This window comes from Kribbella sp. NPDC048915, from assembly GCF_040649595.1.
Taxonomy (GTDB): Bacteria; Actinomycetota; Actinomycetes; order Propionibacteriales; family Kribbellaceae; genus Kribbella.
The window spans coordinates 21,712-37,960 of sequence record NZ_JBEZFT010000024.1; the positions used below are offsets into that span (position 1 = coordinate 21,712).

Genomic DNA, 16,249 nt, shown 5'->3' on the forward strand with positions numbered 1-16,249 from the left:
TAGTCTCCGTGCATGAGCACTGGTGACGGGGTTGCAGGGCAGTGGGGCGGAGTCGACGTCAATTTCGGTGAGGACGGCGGCCGGCTGACGTACGGCAGTTACCTGCGGCTGGCCCAGCTGCTCGACGCGCAGCACCTCGAGTCCGACCCGCCCGCGCACGACGAGCTGCTGTTCATCACGATTCACCAGGTGTACGAGCTGTGGTTCAAGCAGATCCTGCACGAGCTGACCGCCTCCCGGGACGCGATGCGTGCGGGTGAGTTGTGGCTGGCCGAGCACCTGCTGCGGCGGGTGCACACGATCGAGCGGGTGCTGACGCAGCAGGTGGACATCCTGGAGACGATGACCCCGCAGGACTTCGGCGAGTTCCGGCACCGGTTGTCGCCGGCGTCCGGGTTCCAGTCGGTGCAGTTCCGGGAGATCGAGTTCCTGTCCGGCGCGAAAGATCCGTCGTTCGTACGGCGGTTCCGCGGGCTGACCGAAGCGGAGCAGGACCGCCTGCGCCGCCGCCTCGAGGAGCCCACGCTCTGGGACGCGTATCTCGAAGTACTGCGGGCCGCCGGGTTCGAGACCGACTCCGACGACGCGATCCGCGACGCGCTGCGCAAGATCGCCAGTGACCGGTCGCACTACGCCGCGGTCTGGGAGCTGGCCGAAGCTCTGGTCCAGCACGACGAGCTGGCGGCCGCGTGGCGCGCTCGGCATGTGGTGATGGTCGAGCGCATGATCGGTTCGAAACCGGGCACCGGCGGCTCGTCCGGCGCGGCGTACTTGCGCAGCCGCCTCGATCTCCGTTACTACCCTCTTCTCTGGAATCTCCGCAGCAACCTGTAGCCCTCCGGGAAGGCGCCCTATGAAGCTCTATTCCGACATCGGGGCGCAGCGGTTCAGGCAGGTGTTCGGTGATCTCCTGCTGGTGCTGTGGATCTGGGGCTGCGTGGAGCTGGGGCAGCTCGTCTTCCGGGTGACCGACGCGCTGGGAGCCCCGGGCCGGAAGGCGGCGGAGGCCGGCGACGGGTTGGCCGGAGACCTGCGACGGCTGTCCGAACCGATCGGCAAGGTGCCGGCGGTCGGGGACCAGCTGCGGTCGCCGATCGACGGCGCGGCGGGCGCGGCCGGGAAGCTCGCGCAGGCCGGGCGGGATCAGGCACAGGCTGTGGAGCAGCTGGCCTACGTACTCGCGGCCGTCACGATCGGCTTGCCCGTCCTGTTCGCGGTGCTGATCTGGGTGCCGCGGCGGATCCGGTTCGTCCGGCGGGCGTCGGCGGCGCAGAGGTTCATCGACGACGCAGCCGATCTGGACCTGTTCGCGCTGCGGGCGATGGCGAACCAGCCGATGCACAAACTGGCCAAGATCTCCGACGACCCGGTCGCCGCCTGGCGCGACGGCGACACCGAGGTCATCGCCCAGCTCGCCCGCCTCGAGTTGCGGACCACCGGTCTCAAGCCACCCCGGACCGCCACCACTCAGTAACCGCGCAGTTTCGGCCTCCGGAGGTTGCTGCTGAGCGTGGCGGACGGGCTGGCGCCGAGGTTGGTGAGTGCTGGACGTCCGCGTCCCGAGCCTGTCGGGGCGACCAACGATTGCATCTTCGTGCAACAGTGTCGCCGGTGCCCCGCCGGGGAGGTTATAGTCGGCCGACCCGAGGTCTTCGGGGATACATCTGGAGGGGGAACTCCATGAAGTTGCAGCGTTTTGCGTTCGCGTTGGCCGGAGCCGGCTTGCTCGCCACCGCGGTCGCATCCGCCCCAGCCGCTGCCCTCGGGCAGGCCGATCCGGTGTCGTACTTCTCCCAGCAAGGCGACCGGCCCGTGTCCACGAAGGCCGCGATCGCCGCGAATCCGTGCATCAGCGCGATCGGGCTGCCCACCGCGGCGGGCACCATGCAGGAGATCGACGCGACCCCGGCCAAGCCGCCGCGGGCAACGGCGTACGCGAAGTTCCCGTTCGTCAGCAGCCGTTTGGACGCGACCTGGTACTTCGCCGCCAACGCCAACCAGACACAGTTCTACTACTACGGCCTGCTGGTGCAGGGTGCGAGCCTGTACCGGCACACGACGTACATCCCGACCGACGAGACCAAGCCGCCGGTGCCGACCTTCAAGCGGGTCGGGTCGGGCTGGACCAACTTCAAGGCGATCGCCACCTCGAACTACAGCGTCGCGCAGCCGCGGCACGCCTACCTGTACGGCCTGAACACCAACAACAGCCTGTACCGGTACGCGATCGTCGGCGCCGGGTTCAAGAGCCTCGGCCCGATCCCGGGCTTCCGCGGCTTCAAGGCGATGACCGTGATCGCCGAGACCCCGACGTACGACACGTTGCTGATGACAACAACCGCGGGTGCGCTGTGGACGGCCCACATCCCGATTGCGGCCGGTGCGAAGCCGGTGATGAAGCTGATCCGCTCGTCCGGGTTCGCGGCGTACGAGTCGCTGGTCGCGCAGAGCTGCGGTACCCGCGGGGGCACGCTGCTCGTGGGCGTCGACCACAACACCAAGTCCGCGTACCAGTACGCCCTCAGCCACGCGAACGGCACGGCGACCGCGGTCACGTCGTACGGCAAGATCCCGGGTGTCTTCGACGGCGTCAGCCACGTCTCGCTGACCACGCACTACGACCAACTGGTCGGCGAATAGGCCCCACCCCGAGACCCGCGCCGGATCGGTCGGCGCGGGGCTCGGCCCGAGGGAGTGACACCCCGAGCGGGGTACAGTGCAGCACCTCGAAGACCCGATCGCCCACGGGAGTTCGCATGCGCCGTACGCCGCTCGTGCTAGGAATCGTTGCCGCTGTCATCGCCACCACTGGTCTGGTGACGCAGTCCGGGGTCGCCGAGGCGGCCGGCCCGAGCAGTGTCCGGCGGGTGGGGACCGAGGAGTTCGCGGACCCCGCCTACGCGCACTTCGGCTCGAAGTACTACCTTTTCCGCACCGGTTCCGGGTACGGCGCGCGCTGGACGAAGGGCAGCGGGTGGTCGGCGGTGCACAAGTCGATGGCGAAGATCCCGGCTTGGGTGGACCACGACAAACCGTTGCTCTGGGCACCGGAAGTCTTCCGTAGCTCGGACAGCCGCGGCGCCTTGTACGTCATGTATTTCACCGGTCAGTCCGCCGCCCGCAACGTGCACTGCATCGGCGTCGCGACCGCACGCAACCCGGCCGGCCCGTACATGCCCGGCGCGAAGGCGGCGGTCTGCTCGCCGTGGGTCTCGCGCGGCTACGAGGCGATCGACCCGGCGGCGTACCGGGCCAAGAACGGCAAGCGATACCTGATCTACAAGAGCAACTACCGCAACGTGTCGGGCTTCCAGATCCGGGCCGTCGAGATGGACAGCCGGACCGGGACGCGCGTGGTCGGCAAGAGCATCGCGAAGATCGTCAGCAAGACCAAGATCGAGGGCCCGTCGGTGATCGCGCACGGCGGCAAGGTGTGGATGTTCACCTCGCGCGGCGACTACATCAACTGCTCGTACAACACCGACGTCTGGTCAGCGGACACCTTCTGGGGCGGGAAGTTCACCCGGGTGAAGACGTTGATGACCACGAAGTCGACGAAGCTCTGCGGACCTGGCGGTGCCACCGTGATTACCGTCGGCGGCACCACCCGGATCGCCTTCCACGCGTACGTCGACGCGAACCGCAACGGCGTCAAGGACTCGAACAAACGCCAGGCCTACACCGGCATCATCAAGTGGAACAGTGCCGGCAACCCGTACTTGGCCTGACTGTCGAGCGTCAGCGCGCCTTGCGCACGGTGTCCGCGACCACACCTTCCGCGACGTCGCGCAGCTTGATGTTGCCGGTTTGCGACATCCGCACCAGGAACGCGAAGGCGCGGTTGGTGTCCAGTGCATACCGCTCCATCAGGATCCCGATCGCGGTGCCGATCGTGGTCCGGCTCTCGAGGGCCTCCGACAAGGTTGACTCGTGGCGGCTCCAGCCGAGCAGTACGGCGGCCCAGTCGGCGTACATGCCCGCGACGTACCGGGCGTCGGCGTCGAACACCTGCGGAGTGTCGGCGTACAGGTTGAGCGCACCGCGGACGTGCGGCGCCGCCCGGAACTGGTAGGACAGCTGCGAGCTCAGCCCGAGCGCCGCGGCCTTCGGACCGTACTGCGGCCAGCGGTCGTCGGTCGCGATCCGGTCGACCTGGACCACCGGTTCGGTGAGCGCGGCGTCGAGGCACGGTCCCTCGCCGAGGTCGTACTGCAGCTTGTCGGCCTCGGCCGCGAGCGGATCGGTCGGGGCGAGTGTCTCGATCGTGCCGTCCGGATCGGTCACCGAAATGCTCGCGCGGGTGATCCCCGGGATCGTCGCGGCCGCGCTCGCGGTGATCAGTTCGAGCGACTCGTCGGCGGTGACCGGCGTGCGCAGCGTGTCGGCGACCGTGGTCATCAGGTCGGCCAACTCCGGTAGTTCCATCGCAGCATTCCTCGGCTCGGCGGTCGACGGTGCCGACCGGGGTCCGACTCATTGTGCGTCCTCGACGCCGGCCTGCCCAGTAGGGGTCTCGCGGCCCGCGAACCCGCGGCCGCTTGGGACCGATCGCCTATGATCCCGACGAAGCCTGGCGACCGCCGGGCCGAGGCACCGACGGGAGTTCTGTGCGATCAGACGACAAGCAGGGCGTGCACCGCGAGGCGGCGGAACTCGCCGAGGTGGCGGTGCGCCTGCAGACCGCGCGGGACACCGGTGACCTGCTGACCGTGAGCGCCGAGCTGGCCCAGACGTTCTTCGCGTGCCCGTTCGCCGGGGTCGCCACGCTCGGCCGGGCGTCGACCCTGCTGGACGTCGCCGGCCCGGCGGCGGAGCTGATTCGCGGCGAGGCCGCCGTACCGGACAGTGCCTGGCACCAGGCGCTGGCCGGCAACGAACCGACCGTCGCGGGACATCCCGGCAGCCCCGACGGCCAGGTGACCCACGTGCCGCTGATACCCGGGCGGGGGCGCGCGGTGGGCGTCCTGTCGCTGTACGGAGCGGGCGCGAAGCTGACCTACGGCAGGGCGTTCGCGACTCACGTCGCGGTTGCGATGGAGTCGCTGCGGTACCAGGACAAGCTGCACCGGTCGATGGATGCGCACCGGGTGGTCAGCTCGAGCCTCGGGATGCTGATGGAGCGGTACAACATCGACGCCCGCGAGGCGTACGACGTGCTCAGCGGCATCTCGCTCGAACACAACGTCAAGCTGCCCGAAATCGCTCGCCGGGTGATCGAGGACCGGAACCTGCCGGTCACCGGCTGATCGTGCTTCTCCGTACCCGGCCGTGAGCGGACCGTCGCGACGAGGATCAGGACCCGCCGGTCGGCGGCTGTCGGCTTGCCCGGGCGAGTCGGCGATGATAGTTGTAAGCGAGGTCGATCGGTTTAGACAGCAGCCGAGCACCGGCCCGCGCTTGCGCGCGATGAGCCGCCGGGCTGCCTGATCACCGTTGAGCAGCCGCCCGGCAGAAAGCCGAGCCTGCTGATGCTCGACGAAGACAACGAACTGCTTCTCAGTGTCACCGATGCCGGCCCGTACGTCGTCGTCCGCGCGGTCGGCGATCTCGACCTGGAAGGCGCGCCGGCGCTGACCGCCGAGCTGCGGTCGTGGCTCGGGCCGCGCCCGGTCGTGCTGGATCTGAGCGGGGTCGACTTCATGGATTCGAGCGGTCTCGGCGTGCTGGTCGGCGCGCACAAGGAAGCCGGCAACCGGGGCGGGGCGCTGATCCTGGCGGCGCCGAGCCCGCGGGTGCAGAAGATCTTCAAGGTCACCAGGCTGCACAAGGTGTTCAGCGTCCACGACACCCCGGAGGACGCCGTCGAAGCCGCCCTCCGCAGTACCGGCACGGTGACCAATGACCGAAGCTGACCACAGCACCCTCGACCCCCGGCCCACCGCCCAGTACGCCGACCTGCAGCAGACCGAACCGCAGTACGCCGAACCGCAGCAGGCGGCGGTGCGGCCGGAGCTGGCCGAGGAGATCGGGCTGGCGATGGCAGGGTCCTTGAACTTGCGGCGTTCCGTTCTCCAGTTGCTCGACGGTGTCCGGCCGGAGGTCGCGGACTGGACGGTCGTCGCGTTTCCCAGCTCGCACGGCATCGGTCTGCAGCTGTTCGGCGGCGACGACGTGTCCGCCGTACGGTCCGTGTCCAGGCGCCGAGTGGCCCGCAGCGCCCTCGAGCGGGTCCTGTCGACCGGCCGCCGCGAACTGCTGCACGTCGCCGCCGGTGTCGAGGACAGCCTCGCTGCGCTGATCCCGCATGCCGATCTGCGCGCGGAGGCAGCCGCCCTGCGCCCGGCCGACGTCCTGGCGATCGGCCTGACCGCCCGCGGCGTGACGCTCGGTGCGCTGATCCTGGTGCGCGGACAGGGGCGCGGATTCACCCCGGACGACATCGCTCAGGCCGAGCGGATCGCCGTACGGGCGTCGCTGGCACTGGACTCCGCGCGGCTGTACGAGCAGCGCGGCGAGATCGCGTCGGCGTTGCAGGACAGCCTGGTACCTCCGCCACTGCCGGACGTGCCCGGTGTGGCGCTCGGCGCGCGCTACCGACCGTCCGCGGAGCAGCTCGACATCGGGGGAGACTTCTACGACGTCTTCCGCGCGGGCGACGACTGGCTGGTCGCGCTGGGCGACGTCTGCGGGAAGGGCGTTCATGCGGCCGTTCTGACCGGGCGGGCTCGGCAGAGCCTCCGTACGGCGGCCCTCTTCGAGCGGGATCCCGGTGCCCTGCTGGCGGCGCTGAGCACCGTCTTTCACGACGACACCTCGGAACGCTTCATCACCTTGCTCTGCCTGCGTGTCCGGACGACTGCGGAGAACGACGACCTGATCGTCGAGATCGCCTCCGCCGGACATGTCGCGCCGCTGCTGGTCCGCGCTGACGGCGAGGTCACATCCGTGGAGGTCGAAGGCGCGGTGCTTGGTGTCGTCGGCGACGCGGAGTACGACACGACGACGGTCCGTTTGGCGCCCGGTGACCAGCTGGTGCTCTCCACGGACGGCGTCGACGAGGCGCGCGGCGACTCCGGGTTCTACGGCAGCGAACGGTTGATCGCGTTGCTGTCCGAGCTCGCCGGCGCCGCACCTGATGTGGTCTGCGCAGCCGTCGAGCAGGACGTTGTCGAACACCTTGCCGGACGTGCCCATGACGACATCGCCGTCCTGTCGGTCGGTTGCCCGGGGAGGGCCTCATGAAGACGATCGATCTCGCCGAGACTTTGACGGCGTTCCAGGACGCTGTGGCACGCGTGGACATCAACGGCGCGCTCGACGTGGTGGACACGGCCCTGGCCGACGGCGCCGATCCGGTTGCGTTGCTGACCGAGGTGGTCGGTCCGGCCCAGCGCGTTGTCGGCGACAAGTGGCAGCGCGGAGAGTGGTCGGTGGCCGACGAGCATGCCGCCACCGCGGTCGCCATGGCGGCGACGGAGGCCATCGCCCGTGCGGTACGACGTACTCCGGTCGAACGTGGCCGGGTCGTCGTCGCCTGCGCCGAGCGGGAATGGCACGCGCTCGCGGCGATGATGATCGACTGCGCGCTGCGTTCGGACGGCTGGAGTACGACGTTGCTCGGCGCGTCCACGCCGGCGCTGCGATTGAGTCAGTACCTGCAGGATCTGGGGCCGGATGCCGTGGCTGTCAGCTGCTCGGTCCTCGGCTCGCTGCCGACGACGCGTCGCTTCATCGAGGCGTCCAGGGCCGCGGGTATCCCGGTCCTGGTCGGCGGTCCCGCGCTGGGTACGGACGACCTGCGGGCGCGCAGCCTCGGGGCGACGGTCTGGGCGGCCGACGCCCGGCACGCGATCGAGGTGATGCGGTCGATCCCGGCCGTGGTGCCGCCAGCCGATCCGCTGCCCGAGACCGCGGCGGCCGAACAGGCCGCGCTCGAGCTCGAGCACTCGGCCGTCGTCGCGACCGTGACGGCCCGGTGGCGAGGCAACGGCGGCGACCTGGATCCGGACCTGGTCAAGGATTGCGTCGAGCAGCTGCTGCACGCCATCTGGGCGGCGCTGCTCACCACCGATCCGCGCCCGATCACGGAGACCGCCGAGTGGGTCTCCGCGCTGCTGGAGTTCCGTGGACTGCCGGCCGACTCGGCGCGGGCGCTGCGCGCCGAGCTGACCCGATCGCTGCGCGACTACCCGCTCGCGAGCCTGCTGCTGGACTCTTCCTGGAGCTGACGACTCGTTGCCGCAGGCACCTTCTTGTGCGGCCGTCCGGGCCACCAGAACCGGTCGCCGAGCAGGAACGCCAGCGCCGGTACGACGACGGTCCGCACGAGCAGGGTGTCCAGTAGCACGCCGACGCAGACGATCACACCGACCTGGGTCAACGTGATCAACGGCAGCACACCGAGCACCGCGAAGACGGAGGCCAGTAGGAGCCCGGCGCTGGTGATGACGCCGCCGGTCACCCGAAGCCCGATCAGCATGCCATCCCGGGTGCCGACGGTCTGCGTCTCCTCGCGGGCACGCGTGGTGAGGAAGATGTTGTAGTCGACGCCGAGCGCCACCAGGAACAGGAACGACAGCAGGATGACCTGCCCGTCCAGGGCCGGGAAGCCGAAGAGATGATCGAACAGCAACCAGCTGGCGCCGAAGCTGGCGAAGAACGAGGCGATCACGGTCACCAGCAACAGGATCGGCGCCAGCACGGAGCGCAGTACGGCGATCAGGACCGCTCCGACCAGCACCAGAATCAGCGGAATGATCAGCAACCGGTCGCGCTGGTCCGCTGCGTTCTTGTCGAGGATCTCGGCCGCACCACCGCCGACCAGCACATCGCTCCCGACCTGATCAAGACGTTGCCGTAGTTCGCGCACCGCGTCGAAGGACTCCGTGCTCCCCGGCTCCGCCCGCAGAATCACGTCGTACGACGCCAGTTGCTCGCTGCGGTCGCTGGGCCGGACCTCGGCGACCCCGGGCGAGTCCTTGATCGAGGCCGCGACGGCGGTGGCTTGCTTGGCCGGACCAATCACTGTCAACGGCTCGGCGGCGCCGGCAGGAAAGGCCTCGGCCAGTACTTTCGCGCCACGAACCGCTTCCGGCTCGACGCGGAACTGCTCGTTCTGCGCGAGGCCGGTGCGGACGCCGAACGTACCGACCGCGAGCCCGGCGAGGAGCAGCGTGGACAGGACGAGTACGACGGCGGGTCGACGAGCCACGAACGCACCGAGGCGACCCCACAACTTGCCCTCGGTCGCCTCGGCACCCAACCGCGGGACGAACGGCCAGAACACCCGGCGTCCGAACAGCACGAGCACCGCGGGCAGCACGATCAGTCCGGAGACCATCGCCAGCGCGATGCCGATGATGCAGCCGATGGCAATTCCGAGCAGCGTTTCCGTGCTCGCGAGCAGCAACAGCGCGAGTGCGGCGATCACGGTGCCGCCACTGGCGAGGATCGGCTCGGCAACCCGGCGTACGGCGATTCCCATCGCGACAACCGCCCGCTCTTCCTGGCGCAGCGTCTCTCGGTACCGCGCGATCAGGAGCAACGCGTAGTCCGTGGCAGCACCGAAGACGAGCACGCTGACGATGCCCGTCACCTGCCCGCCGCCCGGAATACCCAGCCGTGACAGCACCTGGTCGGACAGGCTGGTCGTGACCTGCTCGGTGAGCGCGACGACGATCAGCGGCAGCAGGACCAGGCCGGGGCTGCGATAGGTCAGCAGTAGCAGGATGGCGACGACGGCCGCGGTGACGAGGATCAGCCTGGTGTCCGCACCGTCGAACACCTTCGACAGGTCGGTGGTGAACGCGGCAGGCCCGGTGACCGCGGTATCGAGCCCGGCCGGCAGGCCGTCGAGCTGCGAGCGCAGCCGATCGACCGACGTGGCGACCGCGGCGTCGTCCTGCTCGTCGAGCGTGAGTACGGCGAGTGCGGCCCGTCCGCCGTCCGGGACCTGCAGCGGTGCCCGAACACCCACCTCGGCGGCTTTGGCCTGCGCCGCGGCCCGGTCCGCCGCGGTCAGCGCGCCACCGTCGGCGCGGCTGAACACGATCAGCGCCGCCGACTTGTCGGCCTCCGGGAGTTGCTCGCGCAGCTGCTCGACCTGCGCCGACTCCGCCGAGGTCGACAACCCGGTCGCGGAGCGCGGCTCGGCCTCGGTCGGGCTCGGCAGCAACAACGCCACCGCGGAGAGCGCGATGGCGACGAGGACCACGAGAGCAGCGGTACGACGGCTGCGGACCAGCCGGGCCAGACCTGGCACAGTGACTCCATCTCTTCACGGGATACCCCGATGATAGCTCGATCATCAAGTATCTTGATTATCAAGATGTATGGGAGGTGGGGACGACGGACACGTCCCGGTACCCGCACGATGAACTCGTCGGCCTGGTGCAGATGCTGGTCGCCGAAGGTCAGCGCATCGCGCACGTCTTCGCGCAGCGGCACGGCATCCACGGCACCGATGTCGAGGCGCTGGTGCGGATCCTCGTCGCCGACCAGCGCGGCGCACCGCTGACAGCCGGCCGGCTCGCCACCGAACTCGGGCTGACCACCGGGTCCGTGACGACGCTGCTCGACCGTCTCGAGCGGGCCGGCCACGTCCGCCGCGAACGCGACGCGACCGACCGCCGCCGGGTCAACCTGCGCTACGGCGAACCCGGCCGCGAGCTCGCCGCGAGCTTCTTCACCCCTCTGGGCGCCCACCACCGCTCGGCCACCGAGAGCTTCACACCGGCCGAACTCGACGTCGTCCAGCGCTACCTGACCGCCACCATCGACGCCTTTCGCGCCTACCGCACCGAACTCAGCGACCAGCCGATCGAGTGATCACCGGCCGGCGAGTTGGGAGTCCAGGTCGCGGAGGGTGAAGAGGAACGCTTCGGAGAATGATGGGGAAGGGCTGCATCACGTCGAGGTCCGCGGTACCCGCGGACTTCTGGACAGGAAGGACATCCGCTCGTGTTGGGGTTGTCTGCTCGTGCGTTTCGGCACGACGGTGGAGGACTCCTTCCCGCCAGAGGCAGAAAACCTCCACAGGTCCACGGCTTCAACAGCCCCGCACACCGGAATCAGCTGCAAGGGGTGCGGCGCGACGCCGCCAGGACGATGCCGGGACACTGCCGGGACACTGCCGGGACACTGCCGGGACACTGCCGGGACAATGGTGCGATGACTGTTCAATCCGTGGGTGTGGTGGGCTGATGGGTGTCCTCGAGAAGTTCTCGCTGGCCGGGCGAACGGCGCTCGTGACCGGTGGGTATCGCGGGCTCGGGCGAGCCTTCGCGGACGCGCTGGCCGAGGCCGGGGCCGATGTGGTGATCGGGGCGCGCGATGTCGCGGCCACCCGGCAGGCGGCGAGCGAAGTGGCCGCTGCGACCGGACGGAAGGTCGTCGGCGTGGAGCTGGACGTGAACGACCGGGCCTCGGGCCGGGCCGCGATCGAGACCGCTGTGCAGCGGACCGGACGGTTCGACATCCTCGTCAACAACGCCGGCGCGTGCGTCCATCGGCCCGCGCTGGACGTGCCCGACGACGAATGGGACGCGGTGTTCTCGACCAACGTCGACGGACTGTGGAAGCTCAGCCAGGAGGCGGCGCGGCATTTCACGACGGTCGGCGGTGGCACGATCGTCAACATCGGGTCGATCTCCGCGCAGATCGTGAACCGCCCGCAGTGGCAGCCGGCGTACAACGCGTCCAAGGCCGCGGTGCATCAGCTGACCAAGTCGCTGGCCGCCGAGTGGGCGCCGCTGAAGATTCGGGTGAACGCGGTCGCGCCCGGCTACGTGAAGACCGAGATGGCGCCGGTCGACGAGCCGCGGTTCAAGGCCCGCTGGATCGACGACGCGCCGATGCAGCGCTACGCCGTACCCGAGGAGATCGCGCCGACCGTCGTGTTCCTCGCCTCGGACGCGTCCAGCTTCATGACCGGCTCGGTCGTGGTGATCGACGGCGGTTACACCCTGCACTGACCACTGACCACGGACCCGGGGCACCAGTGCGTCTGGTGCCCCGGCCGGGTGTCAGTGGTCGTGCGGCGCGAAGCCTTCCGGGGCGCGGTCGAGGAAGCCGGCGACGGCGGCGATCCGGCCGTCCTCGTCGATCTCGAGGACGTCGGTGCCGGTGGCGAACGACTTCCCGTCGACGACCAGCTCCCACGGCAGCCGGGCACGACCGTGGTGCGCCTGTGCTTCGCTGCGTGCCCGGAACACGTACCCGGGCTGGTGCTGCGCGAACTGCGTGCGGAAGTCGACGAGCGCGTCGACACCCCGCAGTACGCCGACCGGCGCGCGGTACGTGATGTCGTCAGTGAAGTTCGCGTCGGCATCGGCGTTCCAGAAGTCGACGTACTGCTCGACGGCTTTGAGATCGGTGTTGTCGGTCACTGCTGTACTCCTTCGGTGGATGTCCCGACCACTGTCGACGCAGCGTTGCCGCAGCTCAATAACCTCCGAGGTGATTGCCGCGCCGCCGGACCGCGGGCGTCGTTGCGGTCGTGACGGCGATCATGACGGGCTCGAACGAGACGGTCGGAGTACTGGTGAAACGGTGGCGCGAGCGGCGCCGGCGCTCGCAACTGGACGTGTCGCTGGCGGCCGACCTGTCCGCGAAACACCTCAGCTACATCGAGACCGGGCGGTCCCGGCCGAGCCCCCAGATGATCGAGCGGATCTGCGACGAACTCGACGTACCGCTGCGCGAACGCAACCGGATGTACCTGGCCGCGGGGTTCGCGCCGGTCCATCTGGAGCGGCCGCTCACCGACCTCGGTGCCGCCCGGGACGCGGTCCGGACGGTGCTCACCGGGATGGAGCCGAACCCAGCGGTCGCCGTCAACGTCCGCTGGGACCTGCTGGCGATGAACCAGGCCATGCGCCCGTTCCTGGCCGACCTCCCGCCGGAGCGCGCCGGTCCGCCCGTCAACATGCTGCGCGCGACGCTGCACCCCGACGGCCTGGCGCCGATGGTCCGCAACCTCGAGCAGTGGCGCGCGCACGTGATCCGGCGGGTACGGCGGCAACTCGACCGGACCGCCGACCTGAGCCTGGAGGAACTGCTCGAGGACCTGCAGCGCCACGACGTCCCCGCGCGCCGTCAGCCGGCACATCCCGCCGACGACCTCGTCGTACCGCTGCAGCTCGCCACGCCGTACGGCGATCTCGACTTCCTCTACGCGGCCACCGTGTTCGGCTCACCGCGCGACGTCACGCTCGACGAGATCGCCATCGAAACCTTCTTCCCGGCCAACGAAGCGACCGCGGCCGTACTGCGCACGCTCGCGATCTGAATGGCGTGCCGGACAAGCTCCTGCTTGTGCTGGCCCACCACAGGGGCGACCCAGTTCGGCGGTCGTCAGTCCGGGGCGAACAGTTCCCCCAGGGCGATCAGAGACTTGTCGCGGTACGTCGCGCGCCCGGTCTTCAGGCCGAACTGGAGGTCCTCCAGCAGGGAACAGCGCGCGTAGAACCAGGCACGGTCCCGGAGATCGTCACCTGCTGGGTAACGTTCGAGTGCGGCCTCGAAGCCGGTGGTGCCGAGGTCGCGCAGGATCAGACCGAGGTCGCGGGCCGGGTCACAGACGGCAGCGTCGGACCAGTCGATGATGCCGGAGACCGAACCGGTGCTCTTGGCAACGAGAACGTGTTCGATGCCGAGATCGTTGTGGGAGAAGACCAGCGTCTGTGCGGGGTCGGGCAGTGGCGCGCGGAGGAAGTCTTCGACGCCGCGGTGCTGACCGGGTGCCAGCCGTTCCGCGACGTCTGCGTACAGCTCCGCCGCTTCGTCCCGCCAGCCGGCCAACGGTTCGTCGTCGACGCCTGCGACGTCGGTCCAGAGGTCTGGATCGGACGCGTGCAGCGCGGACAGAAAGCTGCCGAGCTCCGCGCCGACAGCTGCCGCCCAGGCCGACCGGCGGTTCGGCGGAACCTCGATGAGCGGCGTACCCAGGAGCTTTCGATAGGCGATGCAGTCGTGCTCGGGCAGGACGAAGACCGGTGCCGGGACAGGAAGCGTGCTCACCTCGCCGAGCACCTCGAGCAGTGCCGCCTCGCGCCGTACCGCACCCGGCTCCCGAGCGATCCGAACCACGAGTTCGCCGTTCACCTCGTACGCGACGTTGTCCAGTCCCGCGCCGAGTGGTACGACCTGCCGAACGCTGTAGCCCGGCAGCCCGAGCGCCACCAGTTCACGAACCCGAGACTCGGTCATGGCGGGCAGCTTAATCACCCTCGGTCGCGGTGACCGCGGTGTCGATCCTGTACTACAACCCGATCATCCTGCCGGCGCGGAAGCCGGGGCGCATCGACTGGTTCGAGACTCTCGCGTTTCACCAGCCTGGTCTTCCTGGCCGCAACCCTGTTCGGCCACCAGGTGCTCGGCCTTGGTCTGCACCCCTAGATGATCGATGCACGGCCCGAAGGTGTGTACGCTCGACAGTTAGTGTGGTGCGGGGCGGGTGTGTTCGGTGTCTGATTCACGCTCAGCTGTGACCCCTGGCACGGGAGACGTCCTGTCGACCTGACACGCGTCACACGCCACACGCCACACGCCACACGCCACACGCCACACACCCGAGCGTCCTCGGCTCCATCACCGGCTACGACCGAATCCAGACCAGACCGTGCATCAATCATCTAGGTGTGTCGGTTTCCCCTGGGGGCTGGGATACCGGAGGCAGGCGAGGTGGACCCTCGCGATGGCGCCCGGGGTCACGCAGTTGCGGCCTGGAGCTCGTCCTTGTGCAGGTTGAGCCAGCTTTCGAAGGACTGCAGTTCCGGGTTCAGCTCACGGACCTTCGCCAGGTCGCGGTCGCCGGTGAACGCGGCCTCGTTCTCCGCGTAGAACTGGAACATGTTGGCCATCTCGACGGCCATCGGGAAGGGGTACTCGCGGTACTCCTCGAGCGCCGGGGAGTAGTACGCGACCTTCTCGCCGAGAGCCTCGGACAGCGCGGCGGCGTACTCGTCGCCGGTGAGGTGGTCGCCGGCGATGCTGATGGTCTCGCCGATCAGCTCGGGGCGCCGGAAGACGGCGAGCGCGGTCCGGCCGATGTCCTCGGACGCGATACCGGACAGCCGCCGGTCGCCCATCGGGATCGTGATGGTCAGCGTGCCGTCGGCGTTCCGCTGCGGCTTCATCGGACCGGCCAAGGCGTCGAAGTAGAACGTCGTGCGGAGGAACGTCGTCGGCAGGCCGTGCTGGGTGAAGATCTCGTCCGCTTCGCCCTTGGCGTCGAAGTGCGGCACCCGGTAGCGGCCGCCGTCGAGGCTCGGTACGTCGTCGCGCCCGGCGAAGAACGGCCTGGTGTCCTCGAGCGTCGACCAGATCAGGTGCTGGATGCCGGCGTCGCGAGCGGCGCGCGCGGCGGTCGCGGCCTGGTCGAGTTCCATTTCGGCGCGGGTCCGCGCGGCCTCCTCCTCCGGGGTCCGCGGAGCCCAGTAGTTCGTTACCACGAAGGCGCCGTACGCACCGTCGAACGCCGCGCGCACGCTCGCCTCGTTGTCGAGATCGGCGGCGACCACCTCGGCGCCGGCGGTCGCGAGCTCCTGCGCTGCGGCCGAGGACGGGTTGCGGGTCAGCGCGCGCACGGCGAACTCGCCGGACCGGTCCGCCAGGATCGCGCGGACCAGTCCGCCGCCCTGGGCTCCGGTGGCTCCGACGACGACGATCAGCTTGCTCATATCTGCTCCCAAGAATTCAGGTTGATGTGTCAACTCAACCGATCGTAGCGCGTCGGGTTGATGTGTCAACCCGGCGCGGTAGGATGGGCTTCGTGAGCAAGGGACCGTGGCTGGACGGCGACGAGCAGAAGGTGTGGCGGAGCTATCTGCTGATGCGGAAGACGCTGGAGACGCATCTGGAGCGCCACCTGCAGCGTGAGTTCGGCCTGTCCAAGTCCGACTTCGAGATCCTGGTCAACCTGTCCGAGTCGGAGTCCGGCCGGATGCGCGCCTTCGAGCTGAGCCGGTCGACCCAGTGGGAGAAGAGTCGGCTGTCCCACCACCTGACCCGGATGGAGAAGCGCGGCCTGATCCGCAAGGAGGCCTGTGACGCGCGCTACCCGGAGATCGTCATCACCGACGAGGGGCTGCGGGCGATCCGGGACAGTGCACCCGCGCAGGCGGCGCGGGTCCGGGAGTTCTTCGTCGACGTGTTCGGCCCGGAGCGGTTCGCGGTCCTCGGGGAGGCCGCCGACGAGGTCGTGGCGGCGATCGAGAAACACTGCGACACCGACTGTTCGCTGGTCGACCGATCCTGAGTGTTACCGGCTGATGACAGGCACGTCCCGAGATCACACCAGTGACAGTGG

Annotated in this window: 17 protein-coding genes; 12 read left to right on the top strand and 5 right to left on the bottom strand. The window is 69.2% G+C overall.

Features of this window, described 5'->3' with window-relative positions:
- The first annotated feature begins 12 nt into the window (after nt 1–12).
- The 4 genes from AB0B82_RS15350 to AB0B82_RS15365 all read left to right on the top strand — a co-directional run bounded on the left by AB0B82_RS15350 (nt 13) and on the right by AB0B82_RS15365 (nt 3,728).
- Nucleotides 13–834: a tryptophan 2,3-dioxygenase family protein gene (locus AB0B82_RS15350; RefSeq protein WP_360167505.1), complete on the top strand. Its 822-nt coding sequence runs from the start codon at nt 13–15 to the stop codon at nt 832–834.
- Nucleotides 835–853: 19 nt separating this feature from the next.
- On the top strand, nt 854–1,474 hold the full coding sequence (locus AB0B82_RS15355) for a hypothetical protein (RefSeq protein WP_360167508.1): 621 nt from the start codon (nt 854–856) through the stop codon (nt 1,472–1,474).
- 206 nt (nt 1,475–1,680) lie between these two features.
- Nucleotides 1,681–2,640: a hypothetical protein gene (locus AB0B82_RS15360; RefSeq protein WP_360167511.1), complete on the top strand. Its 960-nt coding sequence runs from the start codon at nt 1,681–1,683 to the stop codon at nt 2,638–2,640.
- A gap of 116 nt (nt 2,641–2,756) precedes the next feature.
- Complete coding sequence (locus AB0B82_RS15365) at nt 2,757–3,728, top strand: family 43 glycosylhydrolase (protein WP_360167514.1); 972 nt, start codon at nt 2,757–2,759, stop codon at nt 3,726–3,728.
- Between the two features lie 10 nt (nt 3,729–3,738).
- On the opposite strand, the gene AB0B82_RS15370 is transcribed toward AB0B82_RS15365, so the two are convergent.
- On the bottom strand, nt 3,739–4,425 hold the full coding sequence (locus AB0B82_RS15370; RefSeq protein ID WP_360167517.1) for a GAF and ANTAR domain-containing protein: 687 nt from the start codon (nt 4,423–4,425) through the stop codon (nt 3,739–3,741).
- A gap of 182 nt (nt 4,426–4,607) precedes the next feature.
- Between AB0B82_RS15370 and AB0B82_RS15375 the strand changes: the two genes are divergently transcribed.
- The 4 genes from AB0B82_RS15375 (at nt 4,608) to AB0B82_RS15390 (ending at nt 8,168) form a co-directional block, all read left to right on the top strand.
- Nucleotides 4,608–5,246 (top strand): ANTAR domain-containing protein, encoded by a 639-nt coding sequence (locus AB0B82_RS15375; RefSeq protein WP_360167520.1) that lies wholly within the window; start codon nt 4,608–4,610, stop codon nt 5,244–5,246.
- A 222-nt stretch (nt 5,247–5,468) separates the two neighbouring features.
- Nucleotides 5,469–5,852 (top strand): STAS domain-containing protein, encoded by a 384-nt coding sequence (locus AB0B82_RS15380; RefSeq protein WP_360167523.1) that lies wholly within the window; start codon nt 5,469–5,471, stop codon nt 5,850–5,852.
- Complete coding sequence (locus tag AB0B82_RS15385) at nt 5,839–7,182, top strand: SpoIIE family protein phosphatase (protein WP_360167526.1); 1,344 nt, start codon at nt 5,839–5,841, stop codon at nt 7,180–7,182. The genes AB0B82_RS15380 and AB0B82_RS15385 overlap by 14 nt, the downstream gene beginning before the upstream one ends.
- Complete coding sequence (locus AB0B82_RS15390) at nt 7,179–8,168, top strand: cobalamin-dependent protein (protein ID WP_360167529.1); 990 nt, start codon at nt 7,179–7,181, stop codon at nt 8,166–8,168. Before AB0B82_RS15385 ends, AB0B82_RS15390 begins: the two co-directional genes overlap by 4 nt.
- Here the strand turns inward: AB0B82_RS15390 and AB0B82_RS15395 are convergent.
- The gene (locus AB0B82_RS15395) at nt 8,126–10,201 is read right to left on the bottom strand and encodes an MMPL family transporter (protein WP_360167532.1); all 2,076 of its coding nucleotides are present in this window, start codon (nt 10,199–10,201) and stop codon (nt 8,126–8,128) included. The genes AB0B82_RS15390 and AB0B82_RS15395 overlap by 43 nt on opposite strands.
- Nucleotides 10,202–10,278: 77 nt before the next feature.
- Between AB0B82_RS15395 and AB0B82_RS15400 the strand changes: the two genes are divergently transcribed.
- Both AB0B82_RS15400 and AB0B82_RS15405 read left to right on the top strand, forming a co-directional pair.
- Complete coding sequence (locus tag AB0B82_RS15400; protein WP_360167535.1) at nt 10,279–10,767, top strand: MarR family transcriptional regulator; 489 nt, start codon at nt 10,279–10,281, stop codon at nt 10,765–10,767.
- Between the two features lie 374 nt (nt 10,768–11,141).
- A complete protein-coding gene (locus AB0B82_RS15405) occupies nt 11,142–11,912 on the top strand; it encodes a glucose 1-dehydrogenase (protein WP_360167538.1) in 771 nt (256 codons plus the stop codon).
- Nucleotides 11,913–11,963: 51 nt separating this feature from the next.
- Here the strand turns inward: AB0B82_RS15405 and AB0B82_RS15410 are convergent, their stop codons facing one another.
- Nucleotides 11,964–12,326 (bottom strand): nuclear transport factor 2 family protein, encoded by a 363-nt coding sequence (locus tag AB0B82_RS15410; protein WP_360167541.1) that lies wholly within the window; start codon nt 12,324–12,326, stop codon nt 11,964–11,966.
- Between the two features lie 74 nt (nt 12,327–12,400).
- Between AB0B82_RS15410 and AB0B82_RS15415 the strand changes: the two genes are divergently transcribed.
- Entirely contained in the window at nt 12,401–13,228 is an 828-nt protein-coding gene (locus AB0B82_RS15415) for a helix-turn-helix transcriptional regulator (RefSeq protein WP_360167544.1), read from the top strand.
- Nucleotides 13,229–13,293: 65 nt separating this feature from the next.
- Here AB0B82_RS15415 and AB0B82_RS15420 read toward each other — a convergent pair whose 3' ends face one another.
- Together AB0B82_RS15420 and AB0B82_RS15425 are read right to left on the bottom strand one after the other, a co-directional pair.
- On the bottom strand, nt 13,294–14,148 hold the full coding sequence (locus tag AB0B82_RS15420; RefSeq protein ID WP_360167547.1) for an aminoglycoside phosphotransferase family protein: 855 nt from the start codon (nt 14,146–14,148) through the stop codon (nt 13,294–13,296).
- 500 nt (nt 14,149–14,648) lie between these two features.
- A complete protein-coding gene (locus AB0B82_RS15425) occupies nt 14,649–15,620 on the bottom strand; it encodes an NmrA/HSCARG family protein (protein ID WP_360167550.1) in 972 nt (323 codons plus the stop codon).
- Between the two features lie 92 nt (nt 15,621–15,712).
- On the opposite strand from AB0B82_RS15425, the gene AB0B82_RS15430 reads away from it, so the two are divergent.
- A complete protein-coding gene (locus AB0B82_RS15430; protein WP_360167553.1) occupies nt 15,713–16,198 on the top strand; it encodes a MarR family winged helix-turn-helix transcriptional regulator in 486 nt (161 codons plus the stop codon).
- Nucleotides 16,199–16,249: the final 51 nt, after the last annotated feature.

What these genes read in the sequence shown, in the direction of transcription:
- AB0B82_RS15350 (WP_360167505.1), top strand. Translation starts at nt 13, where the DNA reads ATGAGCACTGGTGACGGGGTTGCAGGGCAGTGGGGCGGAGTCGACGTC.
- AB0B82_RS15355 (WP_360167508.1), top strand. Translation starts at nt 854, where the DNA reads ATGAAGCTCTATTCCGACATCGGGGCGCAGCGGTTCAGGCAGGTGTTC.
- AB0B82_RS15360 (WP_360167511.1), top strand. Translation starts at nt 1,681, where the DNA reads ATGAAGTTGCAGCGTTTTGCGTTCGCGTTGGCCGGAGCCGGCTTGCTC.
- AB0B82_RS15365 (WP_360167514.1), top strand. Translation starts at nt 2,757, where the DNA reads ATGCGCCGTACGCCGCTCGTGCTAGGAATCGTTGCCGCTGTCATCGCC.
- AB0B82_RS15370 (WP_360167517.1), bottom strand. Translation starts at nt 4,425, where the DNA reads ATGGAACTACCGGAGTTGGCCGACCTGATGACCACGGTCGCCGACACG.
- AB0B82_RS15380 (WP_360167523.1), top strand. Translation starts at nt 5,469, where the DNA reads ATGCTCGACGAAGACAACGAACTGCTTCTCAGTGTCACCGATGCCGGC.
- AB0B82_RS15385 (WP_360167526.1), top strand. Translation starts at nt 5,839, where the DNA reads ATGACCGAAGCTGACCACAGCACCCTCGACCCCCGGCCCACCGCCCAG.
- AB0B82_RS15390 (WP_360167529.1), top strand. Translation starts at nt 7,179, where the DNA reads ATGAAGACGATCGATCTCGCCGAGACTTTGACGGCGTTCCAGGACGCT.
- AB0B82_RS15405 (WP_360167538.1), top strand. Translation starts at nt 11,142, where the DNA reads ATGGGTGTCCTCGAGAAGTTCTCGCTGGCCGGGCGAACGGCGCTCGTG.
- AB0B82_RS15420 (WP_360167547.1), bottom strand. Translation starts at nt 14,148, where the DNA reads ATGACCGAGTCTCGGGTTCGTGAACTGGTGGCGCTCGGGCTGCCGGGC.
- AB0B82_RS15425 (WP_360167550.1), bottom strand. Translation starts at nt 15,620, where the DNA reads ATGAGCAAGCTGATCGTCGTCGTCGGAGCCACCGGAGCCCAGGGCGGC.